Raw genomic sequence first — 18,882 nt, 5'->3', positions numbered from 1 at the left:
GCCACCCGAATGCCGTCATTATAATTACGCCGACCGCCGTTGTGTGAACAGCTAGTAAAAGGATGATCCCGAGGACGAGACCCCGGGAAATAGCAGAAATTGGCGTCGAAGTCAATCGATGCTACGGAAGTGTTTGATCTGAAGCTTCCGGCTGATCGGCCCGGGGTGCCGCCACTGTACGGGAGACCGCTGCGACCGTACCCAGGAAAGCGACGGCGGCGAACCCGGTCAGCGCCGGCAACACCCCCCAGACCTGCGCCAGGACACCGGCCGCGAGTGCGCCGACCGGCACCGCGATCACCGCCAACGACCGGCTGAGCGCGAGCACCCGGCCCAGCAGACGCGCCGGGACGAGCGACTGCTGCAGAGACACCGAGGCGATCAGCCAGACCGTCGCGCAGTAGCCGAAGACCGCCTCGTAGCAGATCAGCGTCACCACCGGCGGGGTCACCGACGCCAGCGGGATCAGCATCAGCGCGGCACCGGCGGCCGGCGCGAAAACCGGCACCACCCGGGTGTGACCCAGCCGGGCGACCACCCGGCCGGCGGTCAGCACCGCCACCACGGCGGCCACGCTGTTGACCGCGAACGTGAGGCCGAGCAGCCACGGCGAGACCTGCAGGATCCGGTACGCGTACAGCACGTACAGGCCGCCGATCGCCGAGCCGCCGAGGTTGAGCGCCGCCGCCGTGACCGCGATCCGGACCAGCACGGGCCGGCCGCGCAGGGCAGCGACACCGTCGCGCAGGTCGCGCAACGGACGCTGCCGCGTCGCCCCCGCCGGCGTCGCGGACGGGGCCACCGGCCGGGGGCGCAACGCGGCGAAACCGAGCGCGGCCAACGCCTGGCCAACCGCGTTGGCCGACATCGCCAGGGCCCCGCCGAGGGTCTGCACCAGCCAGCCGGCCAGCGCCGGACCGGCGATCTGCCCGGCCGACTGGGCTCCAGCCAGGGCGGCGTTGGCGCCGACGAGGCGCTCGGGTGCGACCAGTTGCGGCACGGTCGCCTGCACCCCGATGGTGACCAGCCCGCCGAGGATCCCGGACAGGGCGGCGACGGCGTAGAGCAGCGGCAGGGAAAGGACCCCGGCCAGGTGGGCGACGGGTACGGCGAGCACCGCGACAGCCGTACCGGCGCTGGCGAGGACCAGCAGCCGCCGCCGGTCGGTGACCCGGTCGACCACCACGCCGAGCAGGGGCGCGGCGATCGCCTGGGCGCCGTACTCCAGGGCGAACAGGGTGGCCGCCGCGACCGGCGAGGCGTGCAGGACGAGTACGGCCACGGTCGGCAGGGCCAGCGCGGCGACGTGGGTGCCGACGACGCTGGCCGCCTGGGCGGCCACGGCCGGACGCAGCGCCCGGTCCACCGCGATCGACGTGGCGAAACGGCCGCGCACGGCATCACTCCTCGGCTCGTCGGGGTCGAGTCACCTTCCCACAGGCCGACTCTCGACGGAAGCGACGTCGACTACGGTAAATGCGCTTGGCCTACTTCATCGCCGCCGGCCACGGGATCGAACACCACCGGAAATGCTTGCCCTGCCGCCGGAGGTCATTTACCATCGTGACATTGTCACCGCGCGACGGCGCGGCCAGCGCTGCGATGAGCAACGGGCGATCGATGGATGAGCAACGGACGATCGCCGTGATGAGCAACAGGCGATCCGCACTCACCCCTCCTCCGGCCCCGCGAATGATTGCGGACGACGAGCACCATTGGGGAGTTCACCATGACTCTCATCGATGCCGACGATCTTGATCGGGACGAATTGGCGTACCGCGTCTTCGGGGTGACCCGGGACAAGACCCCGTGGCGCGCTGCGGACATCATCGGCCGTGGGCCGGCGAACCCGGGCTGGGACCGGGCCGAGATGGCCTGGCGGATGGCCTCACGCGGCTACTACGCCGAACAGGCCGGCCTGGTCGCGGCGGCCACCCTCGCCGCGCAGACCGAGGACGCCCCGCTGCGGTTCAGTCTGGCGCTGGCCACCGCCGATGAGGCCCGCCACGCCGACGCCTTCTACCAGTACGCCAAGCTGGTCGGCGGCGAGCCGGAACCGGAGGCCGCCGAGTTGATGGAGCCGCTGGACCAGGCGCTGACAAGGCTGCCGCACATGGGTCGGGCGCTGGTGCACACGATGCTGGAAGGCTTCGCCGCCGACGAGTTCATCCTGCTGCGCGAGGTCTTCGCCGGCGACCCGCTCGGCCGGCTCTACCACCACGTCCGCCGCGACGAGATCCAGCACGTCGCGATCGGACTCAACTACCTGGCCCGGGAGGCCACCAAGGGCCGGGGGCGCGAGCTGTGGCACGAGTACGGGCCGCAGTGGCACGAGATCGGCATGCGGTTGACCTACCTGGACACGATCTCGGTCTCCCTGGCCGAACTGACCGGCCGCGAGCCCGACCGGGTCCGGCACTGGTTCCTCCGCCGCCACCGGGCCCGCCTGCGGGCCGGCGGAGTCGACGTGGAAGGGAGGTGAACGACGTGACGATCAAGAAGGTCGGCCTGAAGAAGCCGACGCACGGCACCTGCAAGTACCTGGTTCCGACCCGCAAGGCCGAGAAGTGACAGGTGCCGGGTGGGGTGTCAGCCCCATCCGGCGCTTCCTCCCCGGCGTCCGTGATGCGCCACACCACCCGTACCGGCGTGGAACAACCCGTACCGCTTTGGAGGCCTCCGATGTCGGTGTGTCTGGTCGCGATGCCCTGGCAGGCCATCGAGTCACCGTCGCTGCCGATCGGGCTGCTCAAGGCCGCCACCCGCGCGGCCGGCCGCCCCGAACCGGCGGCCTACCACGGCAGCCTGCGCTGGGCGGAGTTCCTGATGGAACACAGCGACGGGGAACTGACGCCCGCCGACTACACCGAGGTCGCCGAGGTCGGCCTCTTCGACGGTCTCGGTGACTGGGTGTTCGCCGGAGTGCTGCACGACGACCCCGAGTTCGGCGTCGACACGCTGCGCCGCTACGCCGCCGAGTACGGCACCGGCATCGCCACGCCGACGGCGATGCGCCGGTACGCCGACGCCTTCGTCCGGCTGGCCGCCGACGAGATCCTCGCCACCGGACCGACCCTGGTCGGCTTCACCACCACGTTCATGCAGAACGTGCCGAGCCTCGCGGTGGCCCGCCGGATCCGCCAGCTCGCCCCCGACGTACGGATCGCCTTCGGCGGCGGCAACTGCGACGGCGCGATGGGCATAGCCCTGCACCGCAACTACCCGTTCGTCGACTTCGTCGTCCGAGGCGAAGGCGAGGTCGCCTTCCCCCGGCTGCTCGACGCCCTCGACGGCCGGACCGACTTCGCCAGCGTCCCCGGGCTGTCCTGGCGACACGACGGCGAGGCCCGGCACAACCCGCAAGGCTCGCTGCTGGCCCCCGCGCACATCCCCACCCCGCTGTTCGACGACTGGTTCGCCCAGTTCGCCGAGTCCACCATCGACGGCTACATCGAACCGAAGCTGGTCCTGGAGAGCGCCCGGGGCTGCTGGTGGGGCGAGAAGCACCACTGCACCTTCTGCGGCCTCAACGGCACCGCGATGACGTTCCGGGCCAAGTCCCCGGCGCGAGTGGTCGACGAGCTGACCGATCTGATCGGCCGCCACCAGACCCTCGACGTGATCATGGTGGACAACATCATCGACAACCGGTACTACAGCGACTTCCTGCCCCGGATCGCGGCGCTCGACCTGGACCTGCGGCTGCACTACGAGGTCAAGTCCAACCTGCGGCCCGCCGAGATCACCGCGCTGCGGTCGGCCGGCGTCGCCCACGTGCAACCAGGCATCGAGTCGCTGGTCTCCCCGGTGCTCAAACTGATGGACAAAGGCGTTTCCGGCATCCACAACGTCCGTACGCTGCGCGACTGCGAATCGGCCAGCCTGACGGTGTCCTGGAACTGGCTGTACGGCTTCCCCGGTGAACGCCTCGCCGACTACGAGGCGGTGCTGCGTCAACTCCCCCGGCTGGCGCACCTGCAGCCACCCGCCGGGGCGTCCCGGATCCTGCTCGAACGGTTCAGCCCGTACTTCGAGAACCCGGCGCTCGGCTTCCCGCAGCGCCGGCCGGCCCGGCTCTACCAGCACGTCTACGACCTGCCCGAGGCGGCCGTCCAAGACATGGTCTACCTGTTCGACACCGACCCCGCCGGGCTGAGCGACCAGGACGCCGAACCCCTCAACGAACTGCTCAAACGCTGGGCCGACAGCTACCCGGCCAGCGCGTTGGAGCTGGTCACCGGCCTGACCGCCGACGAGATCGTGATCGAGGACCGGCGGGTCGGCTGGCCGCAGCGCGAACACCGGATCACCGACCCGCTGCTGCGCCGCGCCTACGCCGAGCTGCAACCCGGTCGTACGGTGTCGGCGCTGGTCGGCCGGCTCACCGACGACGCGACACCGCGCACAGCCGACCGGCGCGCCTCCTGGCTCACCGGGCGGATCACCGAGTGGCTGGCCGAACTCGACGCCGCCGGCCTGGTCTTCGAGGAAAACGGGCGCTGGATCACCCTGGCGACCGCCGTCGAACCGATCAAGGTGGCCTGAAGATGACCACGGCGACGACTCCGATCGACCGCCTCGACCTGCCCGCCTGGTCGCTGCGGACCGTCACCCTGCCCGAGCCGCTGGAGTTCGGCGAATCCCCCGAGCAAGATCTGGCCCAGCTGCGATTCCTGCGCGAGGTCACCAGCCACGCCGTACGGCTGCGGTGGACGCTGCGCGGCCGGCCGCTGTTCCCGTTGGAGACCCACGTCCATCTGGTCGCGCCGTCGGACGCGGCCGACCAGCGCAGCCGGGCGTACGCCGCCGAGTGGGGGCTGGCGTACCGCTACGGCAGCTTCTACTACCGGCGCGGACCTTCTCTGGTGGTGGTCAAGGATGTCCGACCGGGAGTGGAGCAGAGCCGGATGGTGATCACCGACGGCTTCGACGCGTTCCTGCGCCTCGCCGGGGACCTGCCCGCAGGCGGCCTTTCCACCAGCGGCCCGGTCACCGGCGACGCCGAAGCGGCGGCGGTCGCGGTCGAGGCAGGACTCGCCGTCGCGGCCGGCGACGCCGTCCTGATCCTGCCGTACCGGATGCGGCACTGGCCGGTGCCGTACGTGGCGGTGTGAGCCGTGACCGACCCGCCGCCGCCCTACCCGTTCCGGGACTTCGACGAACTGGGGCTCGACCCCCGGCTGGCGCGGCTGCGGGCGCAGTGCCCGGTGTCGCGGGTCCGGCTGCCGTACGGCGGCGACGCCTGGCTGGCCACCCGCTACGCCGACGTGACGACGGTGCTGGCCGATCCCCGGTTCAGCCGGGCCGCCGCCTGCCGGCCGGACGTGCCACGACAGACCGAGGCACCGCCGGTCGCCACCACCATCCTGGACTTGGACCGCCCCGAACACAGCCGGCTGCGGCGGATCGCCGCCACCGCGTTCGCCCAGTGGCGGGTGGAGCTGCTGCGCCCGTACGTCCGGCAGGTGGCCGCCGAACGCGTCGACGCGCTGCTCGCCGGGCCGACCCCGGCGGACCTGTGCACCACGGTCGCCCTGCCGGTGCCGATGACCGTGCTCTGCCACGTGCTCGGGGTGCCGCTGGCCGACCGCGACCGGTTCCGGGTGTGGACCGAGGCGCTGCTCGCCCCCGGCGCGATGCCGGCCGACCGGTTCCGGGCGATCGCCGCCCAACTGGAGGACTACCTCGGCGAACTCATCGCCCACCGCCGCCGGAGCGCCACCGACGACCTGCTCGGTGTGCTGGTGCGGGCCACCGACGACGGCGCGACGATGACCGAACGGGAACTGGTCTCGTTCGGCGTGACCCTGCTCGCGGCCGGGTTCGAGACCACCGCCAGCCATCTGGCCAGCTCGACATATCTGCTGCTGCGGCACCGGCGGTTCTGGGATCTGCTGTGCCGGTCGCCGCAGCGTGTCCCGGACGTGGTGCGGGAGCTGCTGCGGTTCGTGCCGCTCAACGGCGGCAGCGGCCTGCCTCGGGTGGCGACCGAGGACGTCGAACTGGGTGGGGTCACCATCCGGGCCGGTGAGGCGGTGTTCACCTCGGCGGTGTCGGCCAATCGTGACGCGACGGTGTACCCGGATCCGGACACGTTCGATCCGGATCGGCGGCCGGCCGCCCGGCATCTGGCCTTCGGCCACGGTCCGCACCGCTGCCTGGGCGCGTGGCTGTCCACGATGGAACTCGAAGAGGTGATCGGCACGCTGACGGCGCGGGTGCCGGGTCTGCGGCTGCTCGACCCGGACGGGGTGCGGTGGCGCACCGGCACGATCGTGCGCGGCCCACTGGCATTGCCGGTGCACTGGTCGGACGACACAGTGTTGTAACCAGAAGTGCCGACTTCATGGCATTGCGTAAAGATGAACGACGTGCCACGATCATGAGAAGTATTCGCCTCGACCGATGAAAGAGGTGATCGCCATGCGGACGCTCCGACACCTGGCAGCTCGTCTGGTGGGCAAGAAGCGCGTCAGTGGACGCTACATCTACTGGCCCTACCACTACGAGTAGACCGACACCGACACCAGCGACGACGTCCACCGATGACAGTGGACCGACTCGGATCACAGGATCCCGACCACGGGATCCTGTGATGCGTTTGGAGGCCAGGATGGCGGGTCACGGCATGGCGGGTGGCGGTGTGGCAGGTCGCGGTGTGGCGGGTCGCGGTGTGGCGGGTCGCGGTGTGGCGGGTCGCGGCGGGAACGGTCGACGGCCGCCCGGTCCGCGCGGACACTGGCTGACCGGCAACACCCGCGCCTACGAAACCGACCGGATCGGGTTCCTGCGCCGCTGCCACCACGAACACGGCGACGTGTTCTCCTTCGACGACCGTACGGTGTGCGTCATCGACCCCGACCTGGCCCACGACGTCCTGACCCGCACCGATCACGACTTCCTCACCGAGCAGGCCCCGTTCGACGCCAACCCTGACCTCGACCGGGCCGCCGCGCGGGCCGGCGACTGGATGACGGCCCGCCGTACGGTGTGGCCGGGGCTCAACCGGCACGCCGCGGCGGCCGCCGACACCCGTACCGTCGAAATCCTGGACCGAGTGCTCGTCGCCGCCGGCGGCGACGAGATCGACGTCCTCGACACGATGCGCCGGTTCACCGCCCGGCTGATCGCCGACTACTGCTTCGGCCCCGAGGACACCACGGACTCCGACGTGCCGGGGCTGCTCGCCGACGGCATCGACGCCACCGCGGCGTTCGAGACGACCACGTACGCGCTGCCCGCCTGGCTGCCGCTGCCCCGCCACCGCCGCTTCTTCCGCGTCCACCGGCGGACCGTCGACGCCCTGACCGAACTCGTCCGACGGCGACGTGCCGCCGGACCCCGCACACCCGGCGGCGACCTGCTGGACCACCTGCTCGCCGCCGACCCGGCGATGCCCGACCGGGCCGTGGTGTCGACGCTGCGCGCCGTCCTGGTCGGCGGGCACGGCGTACCGGCGGCCGCGCTCGCCTCGATGGTGCGCGAACTCGCCCGCCGGCCCCGGCTCGCCTCCGACCTGCGCGACGAGGCGGACGCGGCGGCTGACGACGACGGTCGTCCGGCGGCCCGGCAGCCGTTGGCCGAGGCCGTCGTCTCGGAGGTGCTGCGACTGCATCCGCCGGCCTGGCTGATGACCCGCACCGCCCGGAGCACCACCGCTCTCGGCCCGTGGACGGTGCACCCCGGTGACGAGGTGCTCCTCAACGTCTATCTGATCCACCGCGATCCCCGATGGTGGCCGGACCGGCCAGACGAATTCGACCCCGACCGCTGGCTGTCCGGGCGGCCGGCACCGGGCCGGACGTACCTGCCGTTCGGCGCCGGCCCACGGGTCTGTCTGGGATCGGCGTCGACGATGCGGCAGCTGACCCTCGTCACCGCGCGCCTGGCGCAACGCTTCACCATCGACTCGCCGAACGCCGACTCGGCCGTACCGGTGTTCGCCGGCCGGCTCGCCCCCGCCGGCCTGCGCGCCCGGTTCCGACCGGTGCAGCGACGGGTGCGCCCCGGCGGCTAAGACCGTGTGTCGTTTGGGGTTGTTGAAGTTCAAGGTCATTCGTTGACGTGGTGTGGATGACGTGGAGAAGTACTGCCCCGACGCGTTGTGGCACCTCGCGCTGCCGTTGCTGCCGCCGCACCCGGAAAGGCACCAGGGCGGCGGCCGGCGGCGGACCGATGACCGGGCGATGCTCGCGGCGATCCTGTACGTACTGGAGTCCGGCTGCTCGTGGCGCAAGCTGCCCGCCTCGTTCCCGGTCCACTGGCGAACCGCGCACCGCCGGTTCGCCGAATGGGTCGAGGCCGGGGTGATGACCGCCCTGCACCGGGCGACGCTCGATGTCCTCGGCGCGGCCGGGCGGATCGACTGGTCGAGGGTGAGTGTCGACAGCATGCACGTACGCGCGGTGAAAAGGGGGACCTGACCGGGCCCAGCCCGGTGGACCGGGGCAAGCCCGGCTCCAAGATCCACGCCATGAGCGACCGGGGCGGGTTGCCGCTGCACGTGGGCGTCTCCGCCGCGAACCTCAACGACCACCGGATGCTCGAGGACATGGTCGACGGCGTCACACCAGTGCGTCAACCGGTCGGCCGGCCGCGTAGACGACCGGGCAAACTCCACGGCGACAAGGGCTACGACTACCCCGAATGCCGCGACCTCCTGCGCGAACGCGGCATCGTCGCACGGATCGCGCGCAAGGGCATCGAGTCGTCGAAGCGGCTGGGCCGGCACCGCTACGTCATCGAACGCTGCCTCGAATGGATGACCCGGTTCCGACGGCTGGTCCGCCGCTACGACCGCAAGGCTTCCCACTACCTCGGATTCCTCCACCTGGCATGCGCTCTGATCTGCTACCGCCGCGCCGACCGACTTAACCTGTTGACCAGCAACAACCCCTACTGACACACGGTCTAAACCAGCCACCGGGGCGCACGATGGTCGACGAGGTCGCATGTCGACCGGATCAGCTGCCGATCGGGCGACCGCTGTCGGTCAGGCGATCGTGCAGGCCGCGCCGTTGAGGGTGTACGAGGTCGGCCTGGCGGAATTGCCGGTGTGGGTGGCCTGGAAGCCGAGCGACGTCGTACCACCGGGCGGGATGGTGCCGTTGTAGAAAGCGTTCCTGGCCGTCACCTGCCCGGACGACGGCGAGTAGGCGGCGTTCCAGCCCGAGATGATGTTCTGGCCGCCCGGCAGGGTGAAGACCAGCGACCAACCGTTGATGGTGCTGGAGCCGGTGTTGGTGACGGTGAGGTTGGTGACCAGCCCGTTGTTCCACGCGTCGAGGGCGACCGAGACCCGGCACGCACCGGACGGCGGCGGTGTGGTCGGCGGCGCGGTCGTGGGTGGCGCGGTCGTGGGCGGCGCCGTGGTGGGCGGTGCCGTGGTCGGCGGTGCCGTCGTCGGGCTGGGCTGGCTGGTCAGGCCGAAGAACTGCACGGCGGCGGCGGCCATGCCACCGCTGGGCAGGCTGTGCCCCGCACCCTGGATGGCGTACGCCTCCACCTGGACGGTGCCGCTGTTGTCGGCGTAGCGGCGGCGGTTCCAGCCGGGCTGCGGCGTGTCGGTGGAGGTCGGTGTCTGGCTCAGCCCGAACACGTTGGTCCATTGCTCGATGCTCTCCTGCAGCAGGTTGTACGGCACCAGGGTGTCGTTGGTGCCGTGCCACAGCTGCACCCGGGGCCGGGTGCCGGAGTAACCCGGGTACGCCTGCTGACGGACCGCGTCACCCCACTGCTGCGGGATCCGGTTCATGTTGCCGCCGGTGCACTGGCTGCTGCCCGGTGGGTAGTCGGCGGCGTTGGCGAAACAGTTGTAGGGCACACCCATGAACGCCGCGCCGGCCTTGAACACGTCCGGGTAGACGGCCAGCATGTGGTTGGTCATCATGCCGCCGGACGAACTGCCGGTGGCGTAGACCCGGTTGGGGTCACCCCGGTACTGCTGCTGGGCGTAGTTGACCATCGACACGATCGAGACCGGGTCGCTGCCGCCGCCGCGCCGCTTGGCCGCGTCCGACCAGGTGTCGAAGCAGTTGCCGAAACCGGCCTGCTGGGTCGCGCTCGGGTAGATGACGATGAACCCGTACCGGTCGGCCTGGGAGGCGAACTCGCTGCCCGAGTAGAAGGCGGGACCGGTGCCGCCGCAGCCGTGCATGGCCACCACGATCGCCGGGTTGGCCGGACGATTGTCCGGCACGTAGATGTGCATCCTCATGTTGCCCGGGTTGTTGCCGAAGTTGGTCACCTCGACCAACGACGCCGCGTACGCCGGTTGCAACGCGGGGATGACGAGGCCGGCCGTCACCAGTGACACGGCCATGCCGGCCAGCAGTTTGCGTCTGATTCTCATCCGGAAGACTCCTTCACTCGCCCTCGCGGGCGAAGTCGGCCGCGTGCGTGCCGGCGCGGGGCTGCCCGGATCCCCACGTCGGTCACGCCGTGCCCACTACGGATTGCGGTGCGGTGTCTGGGCTGCCCGGCCCGGATGTGCTGTCCGCTCGTCGTGCCCATGCCCTGCCCGCGCGGCAATGTATGGCACATAGTGTTCCCCTCGGTCCGACAAGTGTCAATCGAGATTGTTCTATGATGCGGGTGGTGGCGGGAGCGCACCCGATCCGGGCCGCGAGGACGCCGTCTACAGTCGGTACCGCCCTCCCCCGAGCCGAGCCCGGGAGCCCTTGTGCCACACCCGTTCACCATCGAGGAGATCTACCCCGACGACGAGGAGAACGCCGTACGGCTGCCCCGACGACAAAACGGGAACTCACCACAAGGGCTCGCGGTCACCCTGCTCGCCGACTACACCCTGCGATCCCGCGCCTCGGTCCCGTCGGCGGCGATCGTCGCGCTGCTTGCCGAAGCCGACGTCAGCCCCACCGGCGCCCGTACGGCGATCAGCCGACTCGCCCGACGCGGCATCCTCGACGGCAGCCGACACGGACGCAACAGCTCCTACCGGCTCAGCCAGCAGGCCGCCCACAGCCTGTCCGTCGGCGGCAGCTGGATCGTCGCCTCGACCGCCACGACACCGTCGTGGGACGAACGCTGGACCCTGATCGCCTTCTCCCTGCCGCAGGAACGCAGCGCCCAGCGCCGCGCGCTACGCGGCCGACTCCGCTGGCTCGGCTACGCACCGCTGTACGACGGACTGTGGATCTCACCGTACGAACTGGCACCGCTGGTCCGGGCGCACCTGACCCAACTCACCCTCGGCACCGTCACCGTGTTCCGTGGCCACCGGGTCGAATTCGACGCCATCAGCAGCCGCGACCCGATCGACGCCTGGGACATCGCCGCCATCGGCAAACAGTACGAGGACTTCCTCCAACGATGGAGCCCGCTCCTGGACCGGATTCGGTCCGGGCAGGTCAGCGGCACGGAAGCGGTCCGGGCCCGCACCGAGGTCATGGACACCTACCGCCGCTTCCCCACCCTCGACCCGCAGCTGCCGTTGTCGCTGCTGCCGGCGGGCTGGCTGCGGGAACCCGCCCGGCAAGTGTTCGCCGCCGTCTACGACGGCCTCGCCCGGATCGCGGAGGAACACGTCAAAGCGGTCATCGCCCGATTCGACGGCAACGCGCAACCCGGCGTCCAGGCCCACCTCACCGCCGACCTGCTCGCCGGCGTACGGAACACCACCCGCTCCGGCACGTCACCGGACGGCGACGACATCCCGGACACCATCGGTACGGCGACCGCGTGACGAACCGGTGACCGCGCCGACGACGCGGCGTACGCTGTCCACTACAGAGCAATCATCGTCCGGACAGGAGTCCGTCATGAACCTGCGAAGCATGGCCAGAGCCGCCACCGCGCTCCTCGCCGCCGTCGCCGTGGCAGTCGTGGTCAACCTCGCCCAGGCCCAGACTGTCTGGACCGTCGCCGGCTTCACCTGGTCCAACTGACCAGCCGTACGGCCTGGGACATCCCCGCGTACGCGGGGAGCAAACCGGGTCCCCGGATCCGGTAAGGATCGCAACCGGACCACCCCCGCCTACGCGGGGAGCAGTCCCGGCTCCGCCCCGCCCTCACCTACCGCGAGGGACCATCCCCGCGTACGCGGGGAGCAGTCCCGGCCGATGTCCAGCACGTCGCCGTACAAGGGACCATCCCCGCGTACGCGGGAAGCAGTTGGTCACCGCTGTCTGTGTCCAGACCAGTTCAGGACCATCCCCGCGTACGCGGGGAGCAGGAGTGGACAGCGGCGGGTGGTCGGGGTGGTCGGGGACCATCCACGCGTACGCGGGGAGCAGCGCTCGGGTCGGCCCGCCGAGGTCGACATCCCGGGACCATCCCCGCGTACGCGGGGAGCAGCAGTTGGGGACCGTCGTGGTGCAGGTGGCCGGGGGACCATCCCCGCGTACGCGGGGAGCAGCCCCACCCTGCACTCCCACGACCCTCGCCGTTGGGACCATCCCCGCGTACGCGGGGAGCAGACCGAGCGGGATTCCCGGCTGGTGGCGGTGGCGGGACCATCCCCGCGTACGCGGGGAGCAGCTCGTACCTCGCCCAGTCAGCTAGGCGCATGCGGGACCATCCCCGCGTACGCGGGGAGCAGGACCAACTTCCGCTCGGGGCGCGTATCGCCCTGGGACCATCCCCGCGTACGCGGGGAGCAGACCGAGCGGGATTCCCGGCTGGTGGCGGTGGCGGGACCATCCCCGCGTACGCGGGGAGCAGCGCCAGCCCTCCGCGATCGGCGATCGGCCGTAGGGACCATCCCCGCGTACGCGGGGAGCAGGGCGGCGTAGTGACGGCGGACCCCGTGCCGGCGGGACCATCCCCGCGTACGCGGGGAGCAGACGTGGTAGTCGACGTCGGGGTACGACCGCTCGGGACCATCCCCGCGTACGCGGGGAGCAGCCACTATGGGCGTACAGTCAGGCATCGCACCTGGGACCATCCCCGCGTACGCGGGGAGCAGGCGGGCGGCTCCTACGCGACGCTACGCCGTGCGGGACCATCCCCGCGTACGCGGGGAGCAGGCGGGCGGCTCCTACGCGACGCTACGCCGTGCGGGACCATCCCCGCGTACGCGGGGAGCAGGTCGTCGACGAGCTGGTCGTGGCGGCGCCGTAGGGACCATCCCCGCGTACGCGGGGAGCAGCACCGCCTCCGGGGGCGCGTCGGAGCCGCCCAGGGACCATCCCCGCGTACGCGGGGAGCAGGCCAGAATCGACCGGCTCGCCGCCGCGCAGCAGGGACCATCCCCGCGTACGCGGGGAGCAGATGTGGCCGGGTCCCGGTCCCACACCAGCTGCGGGACCATCCCCGCGTACGCGGGGAGCAGCGGGACTACGACCCCGACCGGGGCCTGGTGTGGGGACCATCCCCGCGTACGCGGGGAGCAGTATGGCGATTGCTTCCGACTTCCAGAATTCCGGGACCATCCCCGCGTACGCGGGGAGCAGTACGTCGAGACCGGGCAGGGTGACCCCGGCACGGGACCATCCCCGCGTACGCGGGGAGCAGTTCGCGGGCTGCTGCGAGGCGGAGGCGGGCGCGGGACCATCCCCGCGTACGCGGGGAGCAGTTCGCGGGCTGCTGCGAGGCGGAGGCGGGCGCGGGACCATCCCCGCGTACGCGGGGAGCAGGACAGGCGGGGCGGCGTGACCCGGCCGTTGACGGGACCATCCCCGCGTACGCGGGGAGCAGGTCGAACTGGGCGTGCCCGTAGACGTCGCCGCGGGACCATCCCCGCGTACGCGGGGAGCAGGTCGACCAGTTCGGCGGACAGGCCGGCCAAGAGTGGACCATCCCCGCGTACGCGGGGAGCAGGACCTGCTTCACAACTCCGGAGCGCGCGGCCAGGGACCATCCCCGCGTACGCGGGGAGCAGGAGGTGCGGCGAGTGCCGACAGGGCGGAGGCTGGGACCATCCCCGCGTACGCGGGGAGCAGGTGAGCCACGTGGGGCGCGTGGGCGGAGACGAGGGACCATCCCCGCGTACGCGGGGAGCAGTTCGTCGACTGGGAGCAGCGAGTCGCTCCGACGGGACCATCCCCGCGTACGCGGGGAGCAGGCTGGCTGGCTGTCGAGCCGGCATACCCAGCGAGGACCATCCCCGCGTACGCGGGGAGCAGGCGGCGGATGGCGTGACACAGTACCTGTCCCAGGGACCATCCCCGCGTACGCGGGGAGCAGGTGCGGTCGCAGCCCGCCATGTCGCAGGGGTTGGGACCATCCCCGCGTACACGGGGAGCAGCGCGCGGTTCCGTGTTCATAATGATCGCTCCTGGACCATCCCCGCGTACGCGGGGAGCAGGTTCAACGTTTCCGGAACCATCGGCGGGACCGGGGACCATCCCCGCGTACGCGGGGAGCAGCCCGACATCGACGATCCGCATCTGCGGCAGGTGGGACCATCCCCGCGTACGCGGGGAGCAGGTTCACCGGGATCCTGCAGCAGGCGTTCCTGTGGGACCATCCCCGCGTACGCGGGGAGCAGTGCTCGGACCCACCGATTGCGGCAAGACCACTCTGGGGGGACCATCCCCGCGTACGCGGGGAGCAGATCACCTCGTCGGCGACCTTCGTGGCGGCCGGCGGACCATCCCCGCGTACGCGGGGAGCAGCACTCCTTCGGGAAGAAGCGGGGCGCGGTCGAGGGACCATCCCCGCGTACGCGGGGAGCAGATCCGCTGGAGCGCGCAATTCGGGAGATGACGGGGACCATCCCCGCGTACGCGGGGAGCAGCACCAGGTCGAGCCGGGCCGGACCATGGTGACGGGACCATCCCCGCGTACGCGGGGAGCAGCCGGGTGGGAGATCGCCGCCGACCGGGTCGCCGGGACCATCCCCGCGTACGCGGGGAGCAGGCCGGCCGGGTGGCCCGGCCGGCGCGAGACGAGGGACCATCCCCGCGTACGCGGGGAGCAGGAACCCCGAGCTGGCGTCCCACGGCCGGGCCAGGGACCATCCCCGCGTACGCGGGGAGCAGGTGGTCGCCCAGGTCGACGCCCCGCTTCGACAGGGACCATCCCCGCGTACGCGGGGAGCAGCCGACGTCAAGGTGCGCCAGTCTCGCGACCCGGGGACCATCCCCGCGTACGCGGGGAGCAGGCGTACCGGCTGCCCGCCCGCCCGCCGGCGTAGGGACCATCCCCGCGTACGCGGGGAGCAGGCGGTGACGTCGCCCAGGTTCCGCCCGCGCAGGGGACCATCCCCGCGTACGCGGGGAGCAGCCCACGCAATGGAACAGGCCCACTCCGGGCTCGGGACCATCCCCGCGTACGCGGGGAGCAGCGGCTGACCTGGTCCTTGATTGACGACCCGCCGGGACCATCCCCGCGTACGCGGGGAGCAGACCGACGTGGGCGCGGACACCGGCCTGCCCGCGGGACCATCCCCGCGTACGCGGGGAGCAGGTGCCCTTCCAGTCCGTCAGGGATGGCGACCTGGGACCATCCCCGCGTACGCGGGGAGCAGCCGACCGAGTGCACCGCCGCCGGGGCCAGCGAGGGACCATCCCCGCGTACGCGGGGAGCAGTGCCAATACTCGGTAAGCTGCTGCATTCCCACGGGACCATCCCCGCGTACGCGGGGAGCAGTCGGTGATGACCCCGAAACAGCCGCAGCCACCGGGACCATCCCCGCGTACGCGGGGAGCAGACCACCCCCGCGTGTCCATGTGGAAGTCCTGGAGGACCATCCCCGCGTACGCGGGGAGCAGTCGGTGATGACCCCGAAACAGCCGCAGCCACCGGGACCATCCCCGCGTACGCGGGGAGCAGACCACCCCCGCGTGTCCATGTGGAAGTCCTGGAGGACCATCCCCGCGTACGCGGGGAGCAGCTCTCGTCTCATCGGCAGGTCCGGCACCGGCTGGGACCATCCCCGCTACGCGGGGAGCAGGTCGGTGTCGTTGGGATCCATCCAGCCGAACTGGGACCATCCCCGCGTACGCGGGGAGCAGGACGATACGGGCGTTCTTATCGCCAGCAAGACGGGACCATCCCCGCGTACGCGGGGAGCAGCTGCAGGGGAACCGATGCCGGCTGCTGCTGTAGGGACCATCCCCGCGTACGCGGGGAGCAGGGCCGTATCTCCGCGATCGACCACGGCGAAGCAGGACCATCCCCGCGTACGCGGGAAGCAGTCCGCCGACGCCATCAGGCCGATCTTGCCCGCGGGACCATCCCCGCGTACGCGGGGAGCAGTACCGGTTCGGCGTGTACACGCTGGCCCGGTGGGGACCATCCCCGCGTACGCGGGGAGCAGTACCCCAACCGCAGCAGCGCCACGACCTACTGGGGACCATCCCCGCGTACGCGGGGAGCAGCTTGGCGTCGTCGATCGCCTGCTCCAACGCTCGGGACCATCCCCGCGTACGCGGGGAGCAGTCGCAGTGGATCGACGCCTACCGGGAGAGCGCGGGACCATCCCCGCGTACGCGGGGAGCAGCTCGGTGCTGCTGAGCGGCATGTCGTCCTCCGGGGACCATCCCCGCGTACGCGGGGAGCAGACGAACGCCCTCGGCACTGACAGATTGCACGTGGGACCATCCCCGCGTACGCGGGGAGCAGCGTCGTGGTCTCTTGTGGTCGCCGCTTGGGTGGGGACCATCCCCGCGTACGCGGGGAGCAGTCCCGCCCGGCACTTGGTGCTGGCCGCCGAGAGGGACCATCCCCGCGTACGCGGGGAGCAGCGGCCGCGACCCGCGCTCAGGATCGCCGCCGTGGGACCATCCCCGCGTACGCGGGGAGCAGGCGGCCTCGCTGCGGTTGGCGTTCCCGCTGAAGGGACCATCCCCGCGTACGCGGGGAGCAGGACGGCGCCGGCGGCGAACCCGCTCCCGAGGAGGGACCATCCCCGCGTACGCGGGGAGCAGCCGACGATGTCCCACTTGGCCTGCCCGGCCGACGGACCATCCCCGCGTACGCGGGGAGCAGGGGTTCCTGCGCCTCGCGGAGATGTCCCGCGAGGGACCATCCCCGCGTACGCGGGGAGCAGCGGGCGGTCGCCGGGTGGCCGGCCGGGCCGGGGGGACCATCCCCGCGTACGCGGGGAGCAGAGCGAACACGCCGGGGCAGGCAGAAGGAGATCGGGACCATCCCCGCGTACGCGGGGAGCAGTCGTGTGGCGTGATTCTGTGGAGGTGCGGTACGGGACCATCCCCGCGTACGCGGGGAGCAGGAGGGCGGAGACGGCATCCAAGACGCCGACCAGGGACCATCCCCGCGTACGCGGGGAGCAGGGATTGCCGCCATGGTCGCCTCCTGGCTGGGGGGGACCATCCCCGCGTACGCGGGGAGCAGGCGTGCGCCGCTGGTGACATGTCCGGCGGCCGGGGACCATCCCCGCGTACGCGGGGAGCAGAAGACGATCCAGGTGGCTCCGGAGGAGTCGCAGGGACCATCCCCGCGTACGCGGGGAGCAGACCCGCTCAGCGGGACGTTATCCCGATATTGGGGGACCATCCCCGCGTACGCGGGGAGCAGAACCGGGTCATCTCCGGCTGGAACAACCTGTCGGGACCATCCCCGCGTACGCGGGGAGCAGTTCCTGCCGTCGCTGACCGGCGACGCCAGCCCGGGACCATCCCCGCGTACGCGGGGAGCAGCCGAGCGCCTTGATCGCCAGCGCGTACAGCGGGGGACCATCCCCGCGTACGCGGGGAGCAGGTTCGTGTCGATGGTCAGCTCGTCGACGTCCTGGGACCATCCCCGCGTACGCGGGGAGCAGGGGGCGGCCGCCACCGGTGGCCACCGGGTCCCGGGACCATCCCCGCGTACGCGGGGAGCAGTACACCAGCAGATGCGCGCTGCGGCTCTCCACGGGACCATCCCCGCGTACGCGGGGAGCAGGGCAAGACGCTGCATCTGGGGATGGCCGACGAGGGACCATCCCCGCGTACGCGGGGAGCAGGCGTGAAGCCCAACGACGACACCCTGTGGATCGGGACCATCCCCGCGTACGCGGGGAGCAGGCCCTGCTCGACAGGGCCGACCCGGTCGCCCAGGGACCATCCCCGCGTACGCGGGGAGCAGAACGAAATCGGCGAGTGTGATGCGGTTGGTGGAGGACCATCCCCGCGTACGCGGGGAGCAGACGGTGCCGCTGCCGGGGTGGTGATGATGCTGGGGACCATCCCCGCGTACGCGGGGAGCAGCCGGGGTAGGCCGGCTCGGTAGCCAACCAGCCGGGACCATCCCCGCGTACGCGGGGAGCAGTCAGGCGTGTAAAACAGCGCCTCGTCGATGATGGGACCATCCCCGCGTACGCGGGGAGCAGGTGACGGTCTCGAAGCGGTCGCAGGTCTGCCGGGGACCATCCCCGCGTACGCGGGGAGCAGGGAGTGACCATGGTCGACTGGTACGTCGACGCCGGACCATCCCCGCGTACGCGGGGAGCAGGTCTGAGGTTCGCCGTCCCCGCGCGGGGACCGGGGACCATCCCCGCGTACGCGGGGAGCAGTTCCTTCTTCTTCGCGGCGGCGACCTGTTCGCGGGACCATCCCCGCGTACGCGGGGAGCAGACGAGGCGGCCGCGTACGTGCGCCGGCATCGGGGGACCATCCCCGCGTACGCGGGGAGCAGCAGAACCCGGCCACCGGAAGGTAGATCCGGCTGGGACCATCCCCGCGTACGCGGGGAGCAGGAGTCACAGCCCAGGGACGTACCGTCATCTTCGGGACCATCCCCGCGTACGCGGGGAGCAGGTCATTCTGGCGCTGGTCGGCCTGGTCGCCGTGGGACCATCCCCGCGTACGCGGGGAGCAGAACCAATTGCGGCTTGAGCCGGAAGCGGCCATGGGACCATCCCCGCGTACGCGGGGAGCAGTACCACCTCGGCCATCAGTACGGGCCATGGAGGGGACCATCCCCGCGTACGCGGGGAGCAGTTCGTCGCGCCGACCGCCGCGCCGCTCGGGCGGGGAC

Annotated in this window: 11 protein-coding genes and 1 CRISPR repeat array (1 of these 12 running past the window's edge); of the genes, 8 read left to right on the top strand and 3 right to left on the bottom strand. The window is 71.4% G+C overall.

The window, feature by feature from the left end; all coding sequences use genetic code 11:
- Nucleotides 1-121 precede the first annotated feature (121 nt).
- Nucleotides 122-1,396: an MFS transporter gene (locus O7632_RS17815; RefSeq protein WP_278115774.1), complete on the bottom strand. Its 1,275-nt coding sequence runs from the start codon at nucleotides 1,394-1,396 to the stop codon at nucleotides 122-124.
- Between the two features lie 91 nt (nucleotides 1,397-1,487).
- Nucleotides 1,488-1,673 (bottom strand): hypothetical protein, encoded by a 186-nt coding sequence (locus O7632_RS17810; protein ID WP_278115772.1) that lies wholly within the window; start codon nucleotides 1,671-1,673, stop codon nucleotides 1,488-1,490.
- A gap of 56 nt (nucleotides 1,674-1,729) precedes the next feature.
- Between O7632_RS17810 and O7632_RS17805 the strand changes: the two genes are divergently transcribed.
- The 6 genes from O7632_RS17805 (at nucleotide 1,730) to O7632_RS17780 (ending at nucleotide 8,902) form a co-directional block, all read left to right on the top strand.
- Entirely contained in the window at nucleotides 1,730-2,482 is a 753-nt protein-coding gene (locus O7632_RS17805) for a ferritin-like domain-containing protein (protein ID WP_278115770.1), read from the top strand.
- A 200-nt stretch (nucleotides 2,483-2,682) separates the two neighbouring features.
- Nucleotides 2,683-4,545, top strand: coding sequence for a RiPP maturation radical SAM C-methyltransferase (locus O7632_RS17800; RefSeq protein WP_278115768.1), 1,863 nt, complete (start codon nucleotides 2,683-2,685; stop codon nucleotides 4,543-4,545).
- 2 nt (nucleotides 4,546-4,547) lie between these two features.
- Entirely contained in the window at nucleotides 4,548-5,114 is a 567-nt protein-coding gene (locus O7632_RS17795) for a DUF5825 family protein (RefSeq protein ID WP_278115766.1), read from the top strand.
- Between the two features lie 3 nt (nucleotides 5,115-5,117).
- Nucleotides 5,118-6,329 carry a cytochrome P450 gene (locus O7632_RS17790; protein ID WP_278115765.1) on the top strand — a complete coding sequence of 404 codons (1,212 nt, stop codon included), beginning with the start codon at nucleotides 5,118-5,120 and terminating at the stop codon, nucleotides 6,327-6,329.
- Between the two features lie 359 nt (nucleotides 6,330-6,688).
- Nucleotides 6,689-8,017 (top strand): cytochrome P450, encoded by a 1,329-nt coding sequence (locus tag O7632_RS17785; protein ID WP_278115763.1) that lies wholly within the window; start codon nucleotides 6,689-6,691, stop codon nucleotides 8,015-8,017.
- 61 nt (nucleotides 8,018-8,078) lie between these two features.
- Nucleotides 8,079-8,902 (top strand): IS5 family transposase gene (locus tag O7632_RS17780; protein WP_278120141.1). Its coding sequence is split into 2 segments (ribosomal slippage): nucleotides 8,079-8,418 and nucleotides 8,418-8,902, totalling 825 coding nucleotides; the frame shifts between segments, so codons are not numbered across the junction.
- Between the two features lie 90 nt (nucleotides 8,903-8,992).
- Here the strand turns inward: O7632_RS17780 and O7632_RS17775 are convergent.
- Nucleotides 8,993-10,351: a PHB depolymerase family esterase gene (locus tag O7632_RS17775; RefSeq protein WP_278115761.1), complete on the bottom strand. Its 1,359-nt coding sequence runs from the start codon at nucleotides 10,349-10,351 to the stop codon at nucleotides 8,993-8,995.
- A gap of 330 nt (nucleotides 10,352-10,681) precedes the next feature.
- Here O7632_RS17775 and O7632_RS17770 point away from each other — a divergent pair, with 330 nt between their 5' ends.
- Both O7632_RS17770 and O7632_RS17765 read left to right on the top strand, forming a co-directional pair.
- Nucleotides 10,682-11,704, top strand: coding sequence for a PaaX family transcriptional regulator C-terminal domain-containing protein (locus O7632_RS17770; RefSeq protein ID WP_278115759.1), 1,023 nt, complete (start codon nucleotides 10,682-10,684; stop codon nucleotides 11,702-11,704).
- A gap of 76 nt (nucleotides 11,705-11,780) precedes the next feature.
- The gene (locus O7632_RS17765; protein ID WP_278115757.1) at nucleotides 11,781-11,906 is read left to right on the top strand and encodes a hypothetical protein; all 126 of its coding nucleotides are present in this window, start codon (nucleotides 11,781-11,783) and stop codon (nucleotides 11,904-11,906) included.
- Between the two features lie 14 nt (nucleotides 11,907-11,920).
- A CRISPR array of direct repeats spans nucleotides 11,921-18,882; the repeat unit is 29 nt; unit sequence GGGACCATCCCCGCGTACGCGGGGAGCAG; it runs 1,182 nt beyond the window's last position.

This window comes from Solwaraspora sp. WMMD406, assembly GCF_029626025.1.
GTDB lineage: Bacteria > Actinomycetota > Actinomycetes > Mycobacteriales > Micromonosporaceae > Micromonospora_E.
Note: the sequence above shows the minus strand (reverse complement) of the source record. Positions and strands in the feature narration are given on the sequence as shown.